Annotated in this window: 18 protein-coding genes; 9 read left to right on the top strand and 9 right to left on the bottom strand. The window is 69.8% G+C overall.

The genetic code is table 11. The features are described from left to right. Window positions 1-67 precede the first annotated feature (67 nt). Both ABZS97_RS37935 and ABZS97_RS37930 read right to left on the bottom strand, forming a co-directional pair. Window positions 68-1,309 (bottom strand): extracellular solute-binding protein, encoded by a 1,242-nt coding sequence (locus ABZS97_RS37935; RefSeq protein ID WP_356145725.1) that lies wholly within the window; start codon window positions 1,307-1,309, stop codon window positions 68-70. A gap of 56 nt (window positions 1,310-1,365) precedes the next feature. Beyond that, window positions 1,366-3,345, bottom strand: coding sequence for a beta-L-arabinofuranosidase domain-containing protein (locus ABZS97_RS37930; protein WP_356145722.1), 1,980 nt, complete (start codon window positions 3,343-3,345; stop codon window positions 1,366-1,368). Window positions 3,346-3,583: 238 nt separating this feature from the next. Here ABZS97_RS37930 and ABZS97_RS37925 point away from each other — a divergent pair, with 238 nt between their 5' ends. Together ABZS97_RS37925 and ABZS97_RS37920 are read left to right on the top strand one after the other, a co-directional pair. Further along, window positions 3,584-4,603 (top strand): LacI family DNA-binding transcriptional regulator, encoded by a 1,020-nt coding sequence (locus ABZS97_RS37925; RefSeq protein WP_356145719.1) that lies wholly within the window; start codon window positions 3,584-3,586, stop codon window positions 4,601-4,603. A gap of 256 nt (window positions 4,604-4,859) precedes the next feature. Continuing rightward, window positions 4,860-5,204 carry a hypothetical protein gene (locus ABZS97_RS37920; protein ID WP_356145716.1) on the top strand — a complete coding sequence of 115 codons (345 nt, stop codon included), beginning with the start codon at window positions 4,860-4,862 and terminating at the stop codon, window positions 5,202-5,204. Window positions 5,205-5,405: 201 nt separating this feature from the next. Here ABZS97_RS37920 and ABZS97_RS37915 read toward each other — a convergent pair whose 3' ends face one another. From ABZS97_RS37915 to ABZS97_RS37905, 3 genes are all read right to left on the bottom strand, one after another. Then, window positions 5,406-7,106, bottom strand: coding sequence for an alpha/beta-hydrolase family protein (locus ABZS97_RS37915; protein WP_356145713.1), 1,701 nt, complete (start codon window positions 7,104-7,106; stop codon window positions 5,406-5,408). A 3-nt stretch (window positions 7,107-7,109) separates the two neighbouring features. Next, window positions 7,110-7,754 (bottom strand): hypothetical protein, encoded by a 645-nt coding sequence (locus ABZS97_RS37910; RefSeq protein ID WP_356145711.1) that lies wholly within the window; start codon window positions 7,752-7,754, stop codon window positions 7,110-7,112. A 79-nt stretch (window positions 7,755-7,833) separates the two neighbouring features. Then, window positions 7,834-8,325 (bottom strand): DUF1269 domain-containing protein, encoded by a 492-nt coding sequence (locus ABZS97_RS37905; protein WP_356145708.1) that lies wholly within the window; start codon window positions 8,323-8,325, stop codon window positions 7,834-7,836. A 192-nt stretch (window positions 8,326-8,517) separates the two neighbouring features. Here ABZS97_RS37905 and ABZS97_RS37900 point away from each other — a divergent pair, with 192 nt between their 5' ends. The 5 genes from ABZS97_RS37900 to ABZS97_RS37880 all read left to right on the top strand — a co-directional run bounded on the left by ABZS97_RS37900 (window position 8,518) and on the right by ABZS97_RS37880 (window position 13,093). Further along, a complete protein-coding gene (locus ABZS97_RS37900) occupies window positions 8,518-9,102 on the top strand; it encodes a Na+/H+ antiporter NhaC family protein (protein WP_356145704.1) in 585 nt (194 codons plus the stop codon). Beyond that, the gene (locus ABZS97_RS37895) at window positions 9,093-9,377 is read left to right on the top strand and encodes a Na+/H+ antiporter NhaC family protein (protein ID WP_356145701.1); all 285 of its coding nucleotides are present in this window, start codon (window positions 9,093-9,095) and stop codon (window positions 9,375-9,377) included. The genes ABZS97_RS37900 and ABZS97_RS37895 overlap by 10 nt, the downstream gene beginning before the upstream one ends. 212 nt (window positions 9,378-9,589) lie before the next feature. Continuing rightward, complete coding sequence (locus ABZS97_RS37890; RefSeq protein WP_356145698.1) at window positions 9,590-11,047, top strand: basic amino acid/polyamine antiporter; 1,458 nt, start codon at window positions 9,590-9,592, stop codon at window positions 11,045-11,047. Window positions 11,048-11,090: 43 nt separating this feature from the next. Continuing rightward, the gene (locus ABZS97_RS37885; protein ID WP_356145695.1) at window positions 11,091-12,359 is read left to right on the top strand and encodes an arginine deiminase; all 1,269 of its coding nucleotides are present in this window, start codon (window positions 11,091-11,093) and stop codon (window positions 12,357-12,359) included. A 20-nt stretch (window positions 12,360-12,379) separates the two neighbouring features. Next, window positions 12,380-13,093 carry a CPBP family intramembrane glutamic endopeptidase gene (locus tag ABZS97_RS37880; RefSeq protein WP_356145692.1) on the top strand — a complete coding sequence of 238 codons (714 nt, stop codon included), beginning with the start codon at window positions 12,380-12,382 and terminating at the stop codon, window positions 13,091-13,093. Between the two features lie 21 nt (window positions 13,094-13,114). Here ABZS97_RS37880 and ABZS97_RS37875 read toward each other — a convergent pair whose 3' ends face one another. Further along, window positions 13,115-14,305, bottom strand: a complete 1,191-nt coding sequence (locus tag ABZS97_RS37875; RefSeq protein WP_356145688.1) for a CaiB/BaiF CoA-transferase family protein — start codon at window positions 14,303-14,305, stop codon at window positions 13,115-13,117. Between the two features lie 221 nt (window positions 14,306-14,526). On the opposite strand from ABZS97_RS37875, the gene ABZS97_RS37870 reads away from it, so the two are divergent. Next, window positions 14,527-15,177 carry a TetR family transcriptional regulator gene (locus tag ABZS97_RS37870; RefSeq protein WP_356145685.1) on the top strand — a complete coding sequence of 217 codons (651 nt, stop codon included), beginning with the start codon at window positions 14,527-14,529 and terminating at the stop codon, window positions 15,175-15,177. Here the strand turns inward: ABZS97_RS37870 and ABZS97_RS37865 are convergent. The 3 genes from ABZS97_RS37865 to ABZS97_RS37855 are packed head-to-tail and all read right to left on the bottom strand — an operon-like array spanning window position 15,161 to window position 16,696. After that, the gene (locus tag ABZS97_RS37865; protein ID WP_356145681.1) at window positions 15,161-15,829 is read right to left on the bottom strand and encodes a dihydrofolate reductase family protein; all 669 of its coding nucleotides are present in this window, start codon (window positions 15,827-15,829) and stop codon (window positions 15,161-15,163) included. The genes ABZS97_RS37870 and ABZS97_RS37865 overlap by 17 nt on opposite strands. Beyond that, a complete protein-coding gene (locus ABZS97_RS37860; RefSeq protein ID WP_356145678.1) occupies window positions 15,829-16,350 on the bottom strand; it encodes an SRPBCC family protein in 522 nt (173 codons plus the stop codon). The genes ABZS97_RS37865 and ABZS97_RS37860 overlap by 1 nt, the downstream gene beginning before the upstream one ends. Further along, window positions 16,334-16,696 carry a metalloregulator ArsR/SmtB family transcription factor gene (locus tag ABZS97_RS37855; RefSeq protein WP_356145675.1) on the bottom strand — a complete coding sequence of 121 codons (363 nt, stop codon included), beginning with the start codon at window positions 16,694-16,696 and terminating at the stop codon, window positions 16,334-16,336. The genes ABZS97_RS37860 and ABZS97_RS37855 overlap by 17 nt, the downstream gene beginning before the upstream one ends. Before the next feature lie 187 nt (window positions 16,697-16,883). Here ABZS97_RS37855 and ABZS97_RS37850 point away from each other — a divergent pair, with 187 nt between their 5' ends. After that, the gene (locus ABZS97_RS37850) at window positions 16,884-17,456 is read left to right on the top strand and encodes a TIGR03086 family metal-binding protein (RefSeq protein ID WP_356145671.1); all 573 of its coding nucleotides are present in this window, start codon (window positions 16,884-16,886) and stop codon (window positions 17,454-17,456) included. The last annotated feature ends 102 nt before the right edge of the window (window positions 17,457-17,558 follow it).

Below are 17,558 nucleotides of genomic sequence, written 5' to 3'. Positions count from 1 at the left end.
CCGACCGCCTGTTTCGGGTGGGCGGGCGGGGGGGCCGCGGCCCGGGGGCCCGCGGCGCCGCGCGGACTCAGCCCTTGCCGGCCGCCGACTGCGCGGTGGAGAGGGCGTCCTTGGGGCTCTTGCCTCCGGACAGCGACGACTGCACGGCCGTCCACAACGGCTGCGAGATCGTGGGGTACTTGGTGCCCAGTCCGCCGCTGGTGCGCCCGCGCGCCGCGGCCACCGCCGCCACCCACGGCTTCAGCTTCGGGTTCGCCTTGACCTGTTCGGCCTGCACCGCAGCGACCGGCGCGACATACGTGAGCGTGGTGTCGGTGGGCAGCAGGTTCTTGGCACTCGTCAGACAGGTGACGATCTTCTTGCTGACGTCGTAGCGCGCGGTGTCCTTCTGCACCGGCACCGTCACGAACTCCCCGCCGGTCGGCACCGGAGCCGAACCGCCCTTCTGCGCCGGGATGTTGACGACGCCGTACCCGAACTTCGCCTTGTCGGCGTTGCCGAGCTGCCAGGTGCCGTTCTCGCCGAAGGCGTACTCCCCGGTGGCGAACTCCTGCCAGCTGGTGGTCTGGGTGTTCTGCAGGACGTCCTTGGGCGCGTAGCCGTCGTCGACCCAGCCCTTCCACAGCGACAGCGCGGCCACACCCTGCGCCGAGTCGAGCTTGGTGAGGTCGCCGCCCGCGCCCCAGAACCAGGGCAGGAACTGGAAGCTGCCCTCCTCCGTGTTGATGGCGGAGAACGTGATGCCCTTCTTCCCGGCGGCCTTGACCTTCTGCAGCGCGGCCGTCAGGGACGCCCAGTCCTTGATCGAGGCGGGGTCGACCTTCGCGGCGGACAGGATCTGCTTGTTGTAGTAGAGGGCGAGCGTGTTGGCGCCGATCGGTATGCCGTAGGCGGCGCCGTCCAGGGTGCCCGCGCCGATGATGTTCTTCTGGAACGAGGCCGTGTCCAGGCCGAGGTCGCTCGTCTTGTTGAGGATCCCCGCCTCCACCAGCGTGGAGACGACCGGGTTGTCCACCAGCATCACGTCGGGGGCGTTGCCCTGCTGCGCGGCCAGCAGCGCCTTGTTGCCCAGGTCCGTGGTGTCGTACCCGGTGCGCTTGATCTTGACGCCCGCCTCGGTGCCGCACTGGGTGACGCGCTTGCCCCAGTCGGAGGAGGCGTCGAACTGCGGGTACGGGTCCCAGAAGGCGTACGTGGCCGACTTGCCGGACGAGGCGGACGAGTCGGAACCTCCGCCGCAGGCGGTGACGGAGGCGAGGGTGCCTACGGCGACCACGGCGGTCAGGAGGGTGCGGCGGGTGTGTCTCATTGCGGTGACCTCATTGTCATGAGTGCTCAGGGGCGCGGGTGGGAGGGGAAGCCAGGTCAGGAGGTGGGCAGCCAGACGCGCATGCTGCCGTCCTGCCGGTTCGCCCAGGCGTAGTAGGGGATCGCGGTCAGCTCGACGGGTTCGCCGTGCTGCGGCGCGTCGTCGTCCGGCGAGGTGGGCCGGTAGGGCCACCAGTCGCCGTCCGGGAGCCGTCGGCGGTGACCGGCGGCAACGACCGTGGTGACACCGCCGAGCAGGTCCGGGCGGTGCTTGACGGCGAGCGGGCGCGTGATGTCGAGGACGATGTCGTCGAGGCCGCCGGTGGGTTGGTCGACCTCCTCCAGGCAGTACACGAGCGGGCCGCGTTCCACGGCCACACAGCCCCGTACGGCGTCCACCCGCGGGTCGGCCACGGTGAGGCGCGGTTCGAGGCCGAGTTCCAGGACGACCCGGTCGCCCGGCGCCCAGCTGCGCTCCAGGCGCAGCCAGCCGTCCGTGACGGGGGCATCGGTGTGGTCGTACACCTCGGTCCCGCACCGCACCCGGTACTCGCGGCACCACTGCGGGATGCGCAGCGACAGCGTCCAGGGCCGGTCGAGGGGGGTTTCCTCGACGGTCAGGGAGATCGCGCCGTGCCAGGGGTAGTCGGTCTCGGCGCTCACGGCGACGGGCGTGCCGTCCAGGTCGGCGGCGTAGCGGCCGGTGACGTACTGGTGGATCTGCAGGCCCTGTCCGTCGCTCGACGACAGGTAGTGCTCCAGCGAGGCCAGCAGGCGCATGACGTTCGGCGGGCAGCAGGCGCACCGGAACCAACGGGTACGGCGCGCCGACTGGTCGCCCCCGGTGTCCGTGTGACCGTCGCGGACCTGGAGCGGGTTGACGTAGAGCCAGCGCTCGCCGTCCAGGGAGACACCGGCGAGGAAGCCGTTGTAGAGGGTGCGCTCGATCAGGTCGCTGTAGCGGGCCTCGCCGGTGAGCAGCGCCATGCGCCAGCTCCACTGGACGGAGGCGATGGCGGCGCAGGTCTCGCAGTAGGCACGCTCGTTGGGCAGCTCGAACGGGTCCCCGAAGTCCTCCTGGTCGTGGTGTGCGCCGAGACCGCCGGTCAGATGGGTCTTCGTGCTGGTCATCGCCCGCCAGAGCCGCTCGGCGGCGGCGCGCAGTTCGGCGTCCCCCGTCTCGGTGGCCAGGTCTGTCGCGGCGGCCAGCAGATAGAGCTGGCGTACGGCGTGCCCCTCGACGTCGGTCGCCTCGCGCAGCGGCACCCGGTCCTGGCAGTAGGCCTCGCCGCCGAGCAGGCCGTGGCCGAAGCGGTCGACGAAGTAGCCGGCGAGGTCCAGGTAGCGGCGCTCGCCCGTCTCGCGGTACAGCTCGACCAACGCGGTCTCGACCTCGGGGTGGCCGTCCACGCCGTCGATGGGTCTGCCGCTGGACGGGGGTCCGAAGACCGAGTCGACATGGTCGGCGAACCGGCGGGCGACGTCGAGGAGTTCGGGGCGTCCGGTGGCCCGGTGATGGGCGACCGCTGCCTGGATCAGGTGTCCCGCACAGTACAGCTCGTGGCCCCAGCGCAGGTCCTGGTAGCGCTCACCGCCCTTGACGAGCTGGAACCAGGTGTTGAGATAGCCGTCGGGCTGCTGGGCCTCGGCGACGAGGGCGATGATGCGGTCGACGTGGGCCGAGAGGTCGTCGGTCGGCTCCTGGGCGAGCTGCCAGGCCGCCGCTTCCAGCCACTTGTAGACGTCCGTGTCCACGAACGGGTACGCGCCCTGGAACTCTCCCGCGGCCGTGCCCGCCGCCAGCCGCAGGTTGTGCAGGTTTCCCGCCGACTCCAGCAGGTCCGGGCCCTGCGGGATGGAGGTGTGGGCGTTGGCCGCACGGCGGGCGTGCCAGAAGCCGGTGCTCACGGTGGCACGGGCGGGTCGCAACGCGGCATGGGCGTCCGGACCGAGGCGGACCGGGCCCGCTGGGGCACCGGCCCGCTCGAACGGGGCCGAGGGGTCGGGGGAGGGCACGGCGGAGCGTGTGCGGGGCATGGTTCTCCGGGAGGGTGGAGGCGGAACGGTGTGCGGCAGGGCGAATTCGGAGCTTGTTTGAGCAACCGTTTTCCTGCCTCGAAAGTAGAGGGTGACCGGGGGAGTGCGGTCAAGAGGCGTGCCCGCAATTTTTTTCCTTTGCCCCTGGACTGGAACTCGGCGTTGGCGCCTGCGAGCATGAGCGGACCGCTGCCGTCGACAGCGACGTCAAGGATGACGTCGGGGAAAAGGATTGCTCGTGACCGTTGCTCCAGGATCTCCTTCCGCCGGCCGGGCCAAGCTCGCGGATGTCGCCGCGCTGGCAGGTGTCAGCGTGGGCACGGCCTCGAAGGCGCTGAACGGCGGCGGCCGGATGCGGCCCGAGACCCGGCAGCGGGTGCTGGACGCCGTGGAGAGGCTCGGGTTCCGGCCCAACCAGCAGGCGCAGAACCTGCACACCGGCAGGAGCTGGACGGTCGGTCTGATGACGACGGACGGCATCGGCCGCTTCAGCACGCCCGTCCTGCTCGGCGCCGAGGACGCACTGGGCGCGGGGAAGATCTCCGTGCTGCTGTGCGACACCCGGGGCGACACCATCCGCGAGCAGCACCACCTGCAGAACCTGGTCGACCGCCGGGTGGACGGCATCATCGTCACCGGCCGCCGGACGGACCCGCGCCCCCCGCTGAAGGGCGTCGAGCCGATACCCACCGTCTACGCACTGTCGCCGTCGACCGACCCGGCGGACACGTCGGTGGTCTCGGACGACCGTGGCGGCGCCCACCTCGCGATCGAGCACCTGCTGTCGATCGGCCGCACCCGCATCGCCCACGTGACCGGCCCCGAACACCACGCGGCCGCGCGCGACCGCGCCCAGCACGCGGTCGAGGCGCTGCAGCGCTCCTCACGTGAACTGGCCACCGGTCGCGTCCACTTCGGGGAGTGGAGCGAGGCATGGGGACGGCGCGCCGCCGACGCGGTCCTGCGCACGGCACCGGACACGGATGCTTTCTTCTGCGGCAACGACCAGATCGCCCGGGGCGTGGCGGACACCCTGCGCGAACGCGGCCGCGACGTCCCCGGTGAGATCGCGATCGTGGGCTACGACAACTGGGACACCATGGCGCTGGCGTGCCGCCCACCCCTGACCACGATCGACATGGACCTCACGGAGATCGGCCGCATCGCCGCGCTGAAGCTGCTGGAGGCCATCGACGTCGGACCGGCCCGGGGCGTGCACACCGTCCCGTGCCGCCTGGTGGTGCGCGAGTCCTCGTGACCGTCGCCGCTTGCGGAGGCCACCCGGTACCGCCAAACGCCCGAGAGCTACCTCGCCGGCCTCCACCTTCGCGCCGCGATGATGTGCATCAAAGACCTTGCCCGCAGCAACCCTTGGTCGCGATTCGATGCATTCCTAAAGGCATGGACATGATCGGCGACGGATCAGTATCGTGCTTCCCGACCAGCCTGTCGGTGATCCACAACCGACGGCGCGCGGCCGGCCTGACCAGCCGGCCCGAACAATAGGGGATCTTGTGCTCAACAGGAAGACGTTCGGTAAGAGGAAGCTCACCTCGCTCCTCTCGACACCGCTGCTGCTCGGCGGCATCGCCATGGCCGCGCCCATCGCCTTGGCCACCCCGGCCAGCGCCGCACCGCACGGCTGCGGGTTCCATGAGATCAACACCTACTCGATCAGTTCGACCTGCAACTTCGGCCCGGGAGAGCAGCGGGCCAAGATCCGCTGCACCGACGGCATCAACGGCAATGTGTCCATCGTCTACGGGCCGTGGAAGCAGTGGTACCAGAAGTCCGTGGCCGTGTGCGGCGCGCCCCAGCGGACCAACGCGAGGTTCATCGACACGCAGGTCAGGGACTGAACTCACGCAGGCCAAGCGGCTGAAGCAGGATTTTCCTCAGGCTTCCAGTCGTGATCAAGGATCAAGTGAGTGTCTGCAGGCGGTCGTTGACCCAGATCGTCGCGGCGCGAAGATGGAGGCCGGCGAGGTAGCGCTCGGTGTCTTGTCGTACCGGGTTGCGATGCCTCGCCAGGCTTCATCGTGGCGGGCGGCCTCGGCGGTCTACTGCGCGGCGAGGTGATCTGCCAGGCGCGCGGTGTCCGCGTCCGTCCAGCCGGGCGGCCGGGTGATCTGCGCCCAGGCGCTGGTGGGCATCGCCCCGTAGCGGTGCCCGTAGCCGTCGGGGACGCTGTCCGCGCCGGCGAGGTCGCAGGCCACCTGCCAGAAGGTGACCAGCGGGTACCACTGCATGGCGGGGGAGACGTCGCGGGCCCGCGGCCGGTCCAGCCAGTCGGGCTGGTGGAAGGCGAGGCCGGGCGACCACCAGATCACCGGGTCCGAGCCGTTCTGCAGGTAGACCGTACGAGGCTGCCGCCAGGGCGCGTTCGGGATGCCGTAGTCCTCGGGGACCTGCGCGAAACGTACGGCGACGCCTCGGTCGACGACGGGGCGCCACTCGGGGCTGCCCGCCTCCCGGTCCGCCGTGATCTTCTTCCACAGCGGATTGCTGTAGGTGGGGCCGATGAACAGGGCCCCGCCGGTTTCGGACGTGAGCGCCGACAGGGAACCGCCCACCGCGGTCTCCATGGCGTAGGAGCCGAGGCTCTCGCCGTAGACGACCAGGCGGGGGCGCGAGTCGGCCGGGAGGGTCTGCCACTTGTCGTGCACGGCGTCGAACAGCGCACGGCCCGCGTCGGCGGCCTCGTCCTCGGTGAGGACGGAGACCCAACTCGGCAGGTATGAGTACTGCATGGCCACCAGAGCGCTGTCGCCGGCCCACATGTACTCCAGCGGTCTGCTGCCCTGGTCGTTGACCCAGCCGGTGCCGGTGGTGCCCATGACGGCGAGGACCTTGCGGGAGAAGCCGCCGGTGCGGTCCAGTTCAAGTACGGCCAGGGCGGCCCGCTCCTTGAGGGTGTCGGCCGATCGCAGCCCGACGTAGACCCGTACCGGATCCTTCACGGTGCGCCCCTCTGCGAACGGGGCGAGTTCGGTGCGGGGAGTGACGCTGCCGATGAAGTCGCGGCCCTTGGCCCCCAGGCTGTCCCACGGCGTGGCCGAACCCGGGCCGCCCGACAGCGTCGCGAGGTCCGGCCGGACGATGCCCTCCGTGGTGCCCTGGTCGGTGAGCGAGGCCGCGCTCTCGACGACACGCAGAGCCGTCGAGAGCAGGAAGCCCTGGACCACGCCGACGATGACGAGGGCGATCAGCGCCGTACCGGTGGCGTACGCGACGGGGCGGGGGACGTGCGCTCCGAGAGCGTGGGCGACGATGCGCGTCGCCAGCCGCACGGTGCGGGCCGCCAACAGCAGGAGTGCGGCGATCACCGCGGCGACGAAGGGCACCCACATCCACTGCCACCACGCCACGTGCGGGTCCATCGCCACCGCTCGCCGCACCTCTCTCTGCCATCCCGCGCTCCGGGCCGTCACCACCACCACGGCGAGGGCGGCGAGGGTTCCCAGCACGGGCCACATGGCCCGCCGCGCGCCAGGGCCCGGATCGGTGCCGGTCCGTCGGGCCAGGGCCCTGGTCGCCGACTCCAGTACGGCGCCCACGGCGTAGCCGACCGCCGCGGTGACACCGGCGGCGAGCCCTTGCAGCCACCAGGCGCGCGGCAGCAGCGACGGGGTCAAGGACAGGCAGTAGAAGGCGGTCGCCATGGCGGTCCCGCCCCAGGACGGGGCACGCCGGACGACCCGGGCGGGGCCCGCGTGACGGCGCGCCCAGTCCTTGACGCGAGCCGGCGTGCGCGGTGGCATTGCTCAGTACCGCTGTGCCTTGGCGATTTCTGCGGTCAGCCGAGGCTGGGCGGGCTTCCGGCTGATGGCGAGCGGCTGAGCCCTCCCGCCGGGTTTCAGATCCTGTGCGCCGACGTATCGGGTCTCGACGACCTTTCCGTCGGGGTCACGGAAGTCGACCTGTACCGCGTACGAGGCGGTCTTGTCCGTCTTGTTGGTGATGTTCACGACTAGAGCGAGCAGACCGCCCGTCTGGGAGCGCGGCTTGCCGGTGAGCGCCACTTCGGACGTCGCGTTGCCCCGGCCGTCGACGCCCGCGAGTTCCTTGCGCGCGGCCGCGTTGGCGCGCTCCACGTCGGCCGAGACCGAGGCCTCGAAGGCCGACGCCGCGGCAGAGGCGGACGAGGCCGCGGCCGATGCCGCCGCCCGGGCGGACTCCTTGACGGACGCGCCGATCGAGGCGAGCGCGGAGGGTGAGGTGCCGGAGAACGACGCGGTGTCGGGCCCGGTCGGTGTCGGGCTGAACGTCGAACCGCTGTCGCGGTCGCTGTCCGTGCTGCAGGACACGAGGGAGGCCGTGCCCAGCGCCGCCGTGACGAGCCCGGCAAGCGCGACCGCGAGCGAGTGCCGGCGTCGCGGTCTCTTCCTCCCAGGTCCGACAACACTCATGGCATACCTTCCTTTTCCTGTCGGGCGGTGGGTGCGGCCGCGGGGTCTCTCGGGCGGACGGAGGAGGTCGTACGTCGCCTCAGTCCGCCTGCCCGGCGAGGTGCTCGGAGAGTTCCTTCTCGTCCTCGTCCGTCAGTGACGTCTTCAGGACGGTGCCGCCGAACGGCTGCATGGCGGAGGCGAACTTGTCCTCGGTGATCTTCGAGGCCATGACCACGACGGCCGCCGAACCGGGCTTGAGGAGTTCCTGGACCTGCTCCCGGAAGCGGTCGTCGACGCCTGACTTGGCGAGTTTGCCGAACAGACCGCCGAAGGCGGCGCCCGCGAGCAGGCCGACGCCGGGGACGAGGAAGAGCAGGCCGAAGACGGTGCCCCAGAGGGCTCCCGACGCGGCCGAGACGCCGACCAGCCGGTTGGGGGTGTCGACGTGGGTCCTGCCCTCCTGGTCGACCGAGACCACGGCGAGTCCGGTGAGGTTGACCACGAAGTCCTTCTGCAGTCCCTGAACGGCCTCGTACGCGTTGTCGGCGACCTGCGGGTCGTCGTAGCCGATCACGATGAGTTCCGACAAGGCGTCCTCCTCAGTACAGAAGCAAGCGGATATCCGGATTCATGCCATTTGGCCAAATACATCCTGCATGTCGGCGGCTGGCGGGGCCACTCCGGCCACTCCGGCCACTGCGCCGCGATGTGCTTTTGTCGTTAATGTCGTCTTGATCGGCCGGGCAGACGCCTGAACGCGACAGCGATCGAGGAGTTGGCCTTGAGCGACGATTCGCAGAGCGACGGCACGGAGAGCCGCAACCGCCCCGCACGTGAGCCCTCACTCGCCGACGCCGTCCTGCCCATGGTCGTGCTGGCCGTTCTCGTGGCGGGCTCCCTCGCACTGTTCGGACTGGACGCCCTCGACGGACCGATCCAAGTCGCCCTGGTCCTCTGCGCGATGGCCGCCGCTCTGGTGGCGATGAAGAACGGCCACACCTGGCAGGCAGTCCAGCGTGCGGGGCAGGGCGCGCTGTCCTCGATCACCAGCGCGGTCTTCATCCTGCTCGCGGTCGGTGCCCTGATCGGCGTATGGAACCTCTCCGGCACGATTCCGACGCTCGTGTACTACGGCATCCAGGTGCTCTCCCCGAGCTGGTACTACGCGGCCACGGCCGTGATCTGCGGCGCCATCGCGATGAGCATCGGCAGCTCCTGGACCACGGCGGGCACCATCGGGGTGGGCCTGGTCGGCATCGCGGACATGGTCGGAGTCTCCGCCGCCATCACGGCGGGTGCCGTCATCTCAGGCGCCTACCTGGGCGACAAGCTCCCACCTCTGTCCGAGACGACCGCATGCTGCTGACGCTGTGGTTGATCATCGGCGCGGTCACGTTCGGCGCACTCCTGGAGGAGTTCGGGCTGATCGCGCGTCTGGTCGATCCGCTCATCCGGTCGGCCACGATCACGGGCCGCCTCTTCCTGACGGTGTTCGCGTGCGCGTTCGGGCTGAACGTGGTCGCCGGCGACCAGTACATCGCCCTGGTGCTGCCGTCCCGGATCTTCCGGCTGGAGTTCGCCAAGCGCAATCTCGCCCCGACCAACCTGTCCCGTCTCGCCGCCGATAGCGGCACGCCCTGAGCGTCCTCTACGGCATCACAGGCTTCAAGATCGAGAAGACCGACCTGTCGGAGTCGGAGCACGAGGGGAAGGAGAGGAGCTCCGGCAGTTGGCCGTAAAAAAGTGCAAGACATTATGAAATGTCCGAGGGTGTCACTGTTCACCGTTCATCTCGACGACCAGAGGCGACCAGGCGGCAACAGCCGCACCACACCGCACCGAGCAGGTGGAACATGAGCCAGGCCGAGGCCACTGAGAGCTCCAACGCTGCGTCGGTCGCGGCCAAGTTGACCCTGCCGACGCTCACCGCGATGGTCGTCGGCTCCATGGTCGGCGCCGGTGTGTTCTCCCTGCCGCGTCGCTTCGCCCAGGAGACCGGAGTCGCGGGCGCGCTCATCGCCTGGGTGATCGCGGGCACCGGCATGCTGATGCTCGCCCTGGTCTTCCAGACCCTGGCGATCCGCAGACCCGACCTCGACGCCGGTGTGTACGCGTATGCCAAGGCGGGCTTCGGCGAGTACCTCGGCTTCTTCTCCGCCTTCGGCTACTGGGCCAGCGCCTGCGTCGGCAACGTGACGTACTGGGTGCTGATCATGTCGACCGTGGGCGCCGTGGCACCTGCGCTGGGGGAGGGGGACACCGTCCTGGCGGCGGTCCTCTCCTCCGTCGGGCTGTGGGGGTTCTTCCTGCTCATTCGGCGCGGCGTCAAGGAGGCCGCGGCCATCAACAGGATCGTGACGGTGGCGAAGGTCGTCCCGATCCTGGTCTTCATCGTGCTGGCACTCTTCTACTTCAAAGCGGACGTCTTCGCCGACAACTTCGGCGGCGCCGACTACGCAGGATCCCTGTTCAACCAGGTCCGCGGCACCATGCTCGCCACGGTCTTCGTGTTCCTCGGCGTCGAGGGCGCCAGCGTCTACTCGCGGCACGCCAAGCGCCGCGAGGACGTCGGACGCGCCACCATCCTCGGCTTCCTGAGCGTCTTCGCCGTCTTCGCGTCCGTCACCATCGTGTCGTACGGCCTGATGCCGATGAGTGAGATCGCCGAGCTGCGCCAGCCGTCCATGGCGGGCGTACTGGAGCATGCGGTCGGCACCTGGGGCAAGGTCTTCGTCAGCGTCGGGCTCATCGTCTCCGTGCTGGGCGCCTATCTGGCGTGGACGCTGATGGCCGCCGAGGTGCTGTTCGTGGCAGCCAAGGACAACGACATGCCGCGCTTCCTGCGCCGGTCCACCGCCGCCGACGTCCCCGTTCCCGCACTGCTGATGACCACGCTGCTGTCCCAGGTCGTGCTGGTCATCACGCTGTTCTCCGACGACGCCTTCAACTTCGCACTCGACCTGACCAGCGCACTGTCCCTGATCCCGTTCGTCCTCGCCGCAGGCTTCGCCGTGAAGATCGCGACGGCGGAACGCGGCACGCCGGTCGAGGCCCGCAGTGGGCACACCCGCGAACTCGTCGTCGCGCTGGTCGCCACGGTGTACATGCTCTTCCTGCTGTACTCCGCCGGGCTGAAGTACGTCCTCGTGTCCTTCATCGTCTACGCACCCGCCACGATTCTGTTCGTCATGGCCCGCCGTGAGCAGAACAGGCGCCTCTTCTCGCCCCGTGAACTCGTCATCCTCGCCGTCTCGATCGCCGGGGCAGTGCTCGGCGTCGTCGCGCTGGCGGTGGGCTGGATCGAGATCTGACCCGCCCTCTGCCCGGCCGAAACAGCTCCCGGAAAGGCACGACATGGCAGCCCAGGCCCTCGCCACCACCTCCCAGTCCCCGTTCGGCGTCCACTCGGAGGTCGGCCGGCTGCACAAGGTGCTGGTCTGCGCACCGGGCCTCGCCCACCGCAGACTCACCCCCACCAACTCCGACGACCTTCTCTTCGACGACGTCATGTGGGTGGAGAACGCCCAGCGCGACCACGCAGACTTCGTCGGCGAACTGCGCAGGCAGGGCGTCGACGTGGTGGAGTTGCACGACCTGCTCGCGCAGACCATGGCGAATCCCGAGGCGCGGGCCTGGCTGCTCGACCGGAAGATCGTCGCCAACCAGGTGGGCACCGGCCTGATCGACGACACCAGGGCCTTCCTGGAGACCCTCGCGCCGCAGCAGCTCGCCGAGTACCTCATCGGCGGTCTGGCCACCGCCGACCTTCCGGAGGAGTTCCGCTCCGGGTACCTCGCCCTCGCCCGCGAGTCCACCGGCGTCCGCGAGTACCTGATGCCGCCCCTGCCCAACACGCTCTACACGCGCGACACGACCTGCTGGCTCTACGGCGGCGTCACCCTCAACCCGCTGTACTGGCCCGCCCGTCACGACGAGACCCTGCTGATGAAGGCGGTCTACGCCTTCCACCCGGACTTCGTGAACTCCTCCGTCTGGTGGGGCGACCCCGAACAGGACTGGGGGCAGGCCACGTTCGAGGGCGGCGACATCATGCCGGTCGGCAACGGCGTCGTCCTCATGGGCATGAGCGAACGAACCTCCCGGCAGGCGATCACCCAGGTCGCCGCGGCACTGTTCGCGAACGGCGCCGCCGAGCACGTCGTCGTCGCCGGCATGCCGAAGCTGCGCTCCGCGATGCACCTCGACACCGTCTTCACCTTCGCCGACCGCGACCTGGTGACGCTCTACCCGACCATCATGGACGCGGTGCACACCTTCTCCCTGCGCCCCGCTGACAGGGCACCCGGCATCGAGATCACCGACGAGGGCGCGCGGCCGTTCGTCGACGTCGTGGCCAAGGCGCTCGGGCTGGCCAAGCTGCGCGTGGTGGAAACCGGCGGCGACGTCTACGCCTCCGAACGCCAGCAGTGGGACAGCGGAAACAACGCGGTCGCCCTGGAGCCCGGCGTGGTCTTCACCTACGACCGCAACACCCAGACCAACACCTTGCTGCGAAAGGCCGGGGTCGAGGTCATCACCATCGTCGGCGCCGAACTCGGCCGCGGGCGCGGCGGCGGCCACTGCATGACGTGCCCGCTCATCCGCGAGCCCGTCGACTTCTGAGCGCAGGCACGGTGCCCACGGTGCGCCGTACGACCGCGCGGCCGCTCCCCACCAAGGTCGCTATCGCGGTCGTGGTCGCCGTACTGGTGCTCACCAACCTGGCGAACAACCGCTGGGCGCGCTCCTGGATCCTGCTCACCGCGGTCGTCGTCTCCGCGGTGCTGATCGGGATCATGTTCCGGGCCGGTGGCGGCTGGGCCGACATCGGCCTGGCCCCGGGCACCCTCGGCAGCGGACTGCGCTGGGCCGCCGCGCTCATCGGGATCGTCGCGGCCGGCTACCTGTGCGCGGCCGTACTGCCGTTCACCCGCGACCTGTTCGAGGACCAGCGGACCAGCACGCTGAGCGGGGCCGAGGTCGCCCTGCGGGTACTCGTCACGGTCCCGCTCGGCACCGTACTGCTGGAGGAGATCGCGTTCCGCGGCGTGCTGTACGGGTTGGTGCTCAGGATCCGCCCCGTCCTCACGGCGACACTGTTCTCGTCCGTGCTGTTCGGCCTCTGGCACATCCTCCCCTCACTCCACCTCACCGACGACAAGCCCGCACTCGGCTCACTCTTCGGCCACTCGGTCCTCGGCGCGGTCGTGGCCAACATCGGCTCCGTGCTGTTCACCGCGGCGTCCGGCTGCCTGTTCTGCTACCTGCGCCACCGCAGCCGCAGCCTGCTCGCCCCGATGGCTCTGCACTGGGCGACCAACGCCTTCGGCTACGTGTTCGGCTTCCTGCTGCGCTAGGGGGCTTCCTGCCCGGGCCGGTCAGACGACGGCGTCGGCGCGCAGCGCCGCGATGGCCTCGGGGTCCCGGCCGAGTTCCGCGAGGATGGCGTCGGTGTGTTCGCCGACAGCCGGGACGGGGTCCATGCGCGCGGGCACGCCCGCCAGGTCGGCCGGCGGGAGCAGGGCCTGCACGGTCGCGCCGGGCACCGCCACCTCGCGCCAGCGGTCGCGACCCGCCAGGACAGGGTGGTCGAGGAACTCGGCGACGTTGTTGACCCCGGCGCAGGCGACCCCGATGTCCTCCAGGTCCTTCATGACCTCCTCGGCGTCGGAGCGGGCGATGCGCTCGGCGACGACGACGTTCAGTTCCTCGCGGTGGGCCACCCGGTCGGAGCCGGTGGCGAAGCGCGGGTCGTCGGTCAGCTCCGGCCTGCCAAGGAACTCCGCGCACAGCGCAGCCCACTCGCGCTCGTTCTGGATCGAGAAGAGCACGTCCTTGCCGTCGGCGGCGGTGTAGGCGCCGTACGGCGCGATGGTGGGGTGCTGGGTGCCCAGGCGCGCCGGCTGCCGGCCGCCGTACCGGGTGTAATAGGCGGGCTGGCCCATCCACTCCGCCAGCGCCTCGAACAGCGACACCTCCACCGGGTGCACCGCGCCGGTGGTGGCCCGGGTGAACAGGGCGGTGAGGACACCGCTGTAGGCGTACATGCCCGCGGCGATGTCGGCTACGGAGATCCCGGTCCGCACCGACTCCTCGGCGGTGCCCGTCAGCGACACCAGGCCCGTCTGGCACTGCACCAGCAGGTCGTACGCCTTGCGGTCGCTCCAGGGTCCGGACGTGCCGTAACCGGAGATCGTGCACGGGATCAGCCGTGGGTAGCCGCGGGTGAGCGCGTCGGTGCCCAGGCCGAGCCGTTCCGTGGCGCCCGGGGCCAGGTTCTGCAGGAACACATCGGCGCCGTCGAGGAGTTGGTGCAGGATCTCACGGCCCCGCGAATCCTTGAGGTCCAGTGTGAGGGACTCCTTGGACCGGTTGAGCCAGACGAAATAGCTGGAGTGGCCGTGCACCGTCGTGTCGTAGCGGCGGGCGAAGTCGCCGTCACCCGGCCGCTCCACCTTGATCACGCGGGCGCCGAGGTCGGCGAGCTGCCGGGTGGCGTAGGGGGCGGCCACGGCCTGTTCGAGACTGACCACCGTGATTCCGGACAGGGGGAGCTGCTGCACCGTCACGCGTCCTGTTCCTGGTCGACATGGGGTCCTGTCGACAGGCCCTCTGCGCTGCTTTGTACGGCTCGTCCCGAGCACCTGTCAACGGTGGCCCGGCCGCCGCCCTCGCCTGCGTCGTTGCGTAGGCTTCGTTCGCTGGAACCCGCCGGTGCGGTGGAGGACGTGCGGCGGCTCTAGGGACTGGCCGTCGCAGATGTGCGCGAAGTCCCGGTGCGGTGGTGAGCATGGCGGGCAGGACGGTGCGGTCGGAGCAGGCGAACGCGACCAGGGAGCTGATCCTGACGGCCGCGGAGCGGCTCTTCGCCGAGAACGGGGTGTACGCCGTCTCGAACCGCCAGGTCAGCGAGGCCGCGGGCCAGGGCAACAACACCGCCGTCGGCTACCACTTCGGCACCAAGGCCGACCTCGTCCGCGCGATCGCCCGCAAGCACGCCGTGCAGATCGAGCGGATCCGCGCACGGCACCTCGCGGAGATCGGCGACTCCACGGACGTACGGGACTGGGTGGACTGCCTGGTACGTCCGGTCCTGGAGCATCTGGCGGAGCTCGGCAGCCCTACCTGGTACGCGCGTTTCTGCGCCCAGGTGATGACGGACCCCGCACTCCAGGAGATCATGGTCGAGGAGTCCCTCGCCGCCGCTTCACTGCGGCCGATCATCGAGGGCCTGAACCAATGCCTGCCCGACCTGCCGGCCGAGGTGCACGCCGAACGCGGTGCCATGTCACGCCAGTTGATCGTCCACATGTCCGCCGAGCGGGAACGCGCGCTCGCCGAGAACACCCCCACGCCCCGCGCCAACTGGCACGACGCCGCCACCGGCCTGATCGACGCACTGCTCGGGCTGTGGCTGGCGCCCGTCACCCACAGGTCCTGACGGTGTAGGTCAGGTGGGTCACCCGGGATGATGCGTCCGTGCGGGTCTGGTCGAGGGTGAGGCGGTCCGAGTCCACGCGGTCGAACAGGCGGATGCCGGTGCCGAGCAGTACGGGCGCGAGGGTGATCGAGAACTCGTCGATCAGGCCGCTGTCCAGGTACTTCTGGATCGTTTCGGCGCCGCCTGCGATGCGGACGTCAAGGTCGCCGGCGGCCTTGCGGGCCTGGTCGAGGGCGCTGTTGATGCCGTCGTTGACGAAGCGGAAGGTCGTGCCGCCCGGCCGCTCCCACGGGTCACGCCTGGTGTGGGTCACGACGAACACCGGAGTGTGGAACGGCGCCTCCTGCGGCCATGCCGGCTCGCCGGCGTCGAACATCCGCTTGCCCATGACGCTCGCGCCGGTGCGTTCGTACGTCGCCCGAGCGATGTCGTTGTCGAGTCCTTCCTCGCCGCCCTCGCCGAGCTTGAGGTTCTCCCGGAAGAATCGCTGCGGGAACGCCCACGCCTGCAGCTGCGACCACTTCGTCATCCAGCGCCGGACCCTCGGGTCGTTTCGGCCTTCGGGCGAGAAGACGAGCTCGACGGGCACGGCCTCCGGCGCCATGAAGCCGTCCAGCGACATCGTCACGCTGAAGAACACCTTCCCGGCCATCAGTCTTCCGCGCCCTTCGGTGCGGTCTCGTTCCGGGTGACTTCGGCGACGTAGGCCGCCAGGTTGCGCAGCGTCTGCTCGCCGCCCTCGATCGCGTGGTACTTCTCCACCGCCTCGTCGCGCAGTTCCTTGGTGGGGAACACCGTCCGCATCACGATGCGGGTCTCGTCGCCGGCCGGCTCGAAGGTCAGGAACGACTCGAAGGCGTTGGGGTCGTCGCGGGACTCGCCGTGCAGCAGCGCGATGCGCTCCGGCGGGACGATCTCCCGCCAGGTGATCCACTCCTGGTAGTCGGTCCCGTCCGGTCCGTGCATCACGAAGTCCCAGGCCCCGCCCACGCGGAACTCGAAGGACCGCGTCGTGGTGGTGAACCCCTCCGGTCCCCACCACCGCGACAGGTGCCGGACCTGCGTGAACGCCTCGAACACCAGCTCCCGTGGGGCGCCGATGGCTCGCGAGATCACGACCTCGCGGGCCGCGATCGCGCCGTCAGGCTCTCTGCCGCTACTGGTCGTCGTCATCCGGTGGTTCCTCCTGCCTTGCCTGATTCAGGTCTCGCACGTACTCGTCCAGCCGGTCGAAGGTCTCGTTCCAGAACCGCTCGAAGCCGCCCACCCACTCGTGGACCGGCCGCAGCCCCTGGGCGTCAAGGCCGTACAGCCGCTGCTTGCCCACCCCGCGGACCCGTACCAGCCCGACCTCGCGGAGCACCCGCAGGTGCTTGGACGCCTGCGGCTGGCTCATCCCCAGGTCGCGCGCCAGCTCGGTCACGGGCCGCTCGCCACCCCGCAGCAGCACCAGGATCTCCCGCCGCTGAGGCTCGGCGATCGCGTTGAACGCGTCCGAGGTCGTCGCCGCTCGTGCCATGACGCCATCGTATGCCTATATAGGCATGTGTCAACGGCTGTGTGGCCAATGACCGGCACGGGCCGACTGTTCTGCCGGGACCCGCGGAGTTTTCCCTGCTGAAGCATCGGGGCGGAATGGAGATGCGGAAGTCGCGGTGTCGCGTTTCTTCAAGACCGCGATCAACAGCCGCTTCTAGACTTCGACCATGGATAAAGTCGAGCTTCTTGCGGGTGTCCTGTCCAAGACCGGCGACCTTGTCGAGGGCGTCGACGCCGACCAACTCGGCCTCCCGACTCCGTGCGACGACTACGACGTCGAAACCCTGGTCAACCACATCGTCGGGTGGCTCCAGGTGTTCGAGGCCGGCTGCCACGGCCGGGTCCACGAGGGTGACATGGCCAACCACAGGTGCGGCGACGACCCCGCAGCCGAATTCCGCGCTGCCGCGGCAGGCCTCGTTGCCGGGTGGGAGAAATACGGCTTCGACCGCGAAGTCGCCGTCACCGGCAGCAACAAACTGCCGGCCGAAGCGGTGTTCAACATGACGCTCATGGAATACCTGACCCACGGCTGGGACTTGGCGGTCGCCACCGCGCAGCCGATCCCCTTCACCGACCAGGAAGCGGCGGAAACCCTGACCCGCGCAGAGGCCACCCTCCCGCCGGAGTACCGGGGTAAGAACATGGCCTTCGGAGAGATCGTTCCCGTCGGCGATGAGGCGTCAGCTGTGGATCGGCTCGTGGCATTCCTCGGACGCGAGCCGGTACCGTCCCCGTAGCCGTTCGGCTAGGGGGTGTTTTGAAAGTCCCGCACAGCACCCACGGCGCCCGGCACGCACCCTCGCCGCACCGGCCGAAGCCCCAAGTACGTCCAGTACGAG

Origin of the sequence: Streptomyces sp. NPDC005485, assembly GCF_040606085.1 — a bacterium.
In the GTDB taxonomy this organism is placed as follows: domain Bacteria; phylum Actinomycetota; class Actinomycetes; order Streptomycetales; family Streptomycetaceae; genus Streptomyces.
The sequence above is the reverse complement of the archived record's forward strand: the minus strand, read 5'-3'. Positions and strand labels throughout refer to the sequence as shown.

Bases quoted from the DNA above. Each gene is read 5' to 3' on its own strand.
- ABZS97_RS37890 (WP_356145698.1), top strand. From the start codon at position 9,590: ATGAGCCAGGCCGAGGCCACTGAGAGCTCCAACGCTGCGTCGGTCGCG.
- ABZS97_RS37865 (WP_356145681.1), bottom strand. From the start codon at position 15,829: ATGGCCGGGAAGGTGTTCTTCAGCGTGACGATGTCGCTGGACGGCTTC.
- ABZS97_RS37935 (WP_356145725.1), bottom strand. From the start codon at position 1,309: ATGAGACACACCCGCCGCACCCTCCTGACCGCCGTGGTCGCCGTAGGC.
- ABZS97_RS37915 (WP_356145713.1), bottom strand. From the start codon at position 7,106: ATGCCACCGCGCACGCCGGCTCGCGTCAAGGACTGGGCGCGCCGTCAC.
- ABZS97_RS37870 (WP_356145685.1), top strand. From the start codon at position 14,527: ATGGCGGGCAGGACGGTGCGGTCGGAGCAGGCGAACGCGACCAGGGAG.
- ABZS97_RS37855 (WP_356145675.1), bottom strand. From the start codon at position 16,696: ATGGCACGAGCGGCGACGACCTCGGACGCGTTCAACGCGATCGCCGAG.
- ABZS97_RS37895 (WP_356145701.1), top strand. From the start codon at position 9,093: ATGCTGCTGACGCTGTGGTTGATCATCGGCGCGGTCACGTTCGGCGCA.
- ABZS97_RS37885 (WP_356145695.1), top strand. From the start codon at position 11,091: ATGGCAGCCCAGGCCCTCGCCACCACCTCCCAGTCCCCGTTCGGCGTC.
- ABZS97_RS37860 (WP_356145678.1), bottom strand. From the start codon at position 16,350: ATGACGACGACCAGTAGCGGCAGAGAGCCTGACGGCGCGATCGCGGCC.
- ABZS97_RS37850 (WP_356145671.1), top strand. From the start codon at position 16,884: ATGGATAAAGTCGAGCTTCTTGCGGGTGTCCTGTCCAAGACCGGCGAC.
- ABZS97_RS37910 (WP_356145711.1), bottom strand. From the start codon at position 7,754: ATGAGTGTTGTCGGACCTGGGAGGAAGAGACCGCGACGCCGGCACTCG.
- ABZS97_RS37930 (WP_356145722.1), bottom strand. From the start codon at position 3,345: ATGCCCCGCACACGCTCCGCCGTGCCCTCCCCCGACCCCTCGGCCCCG.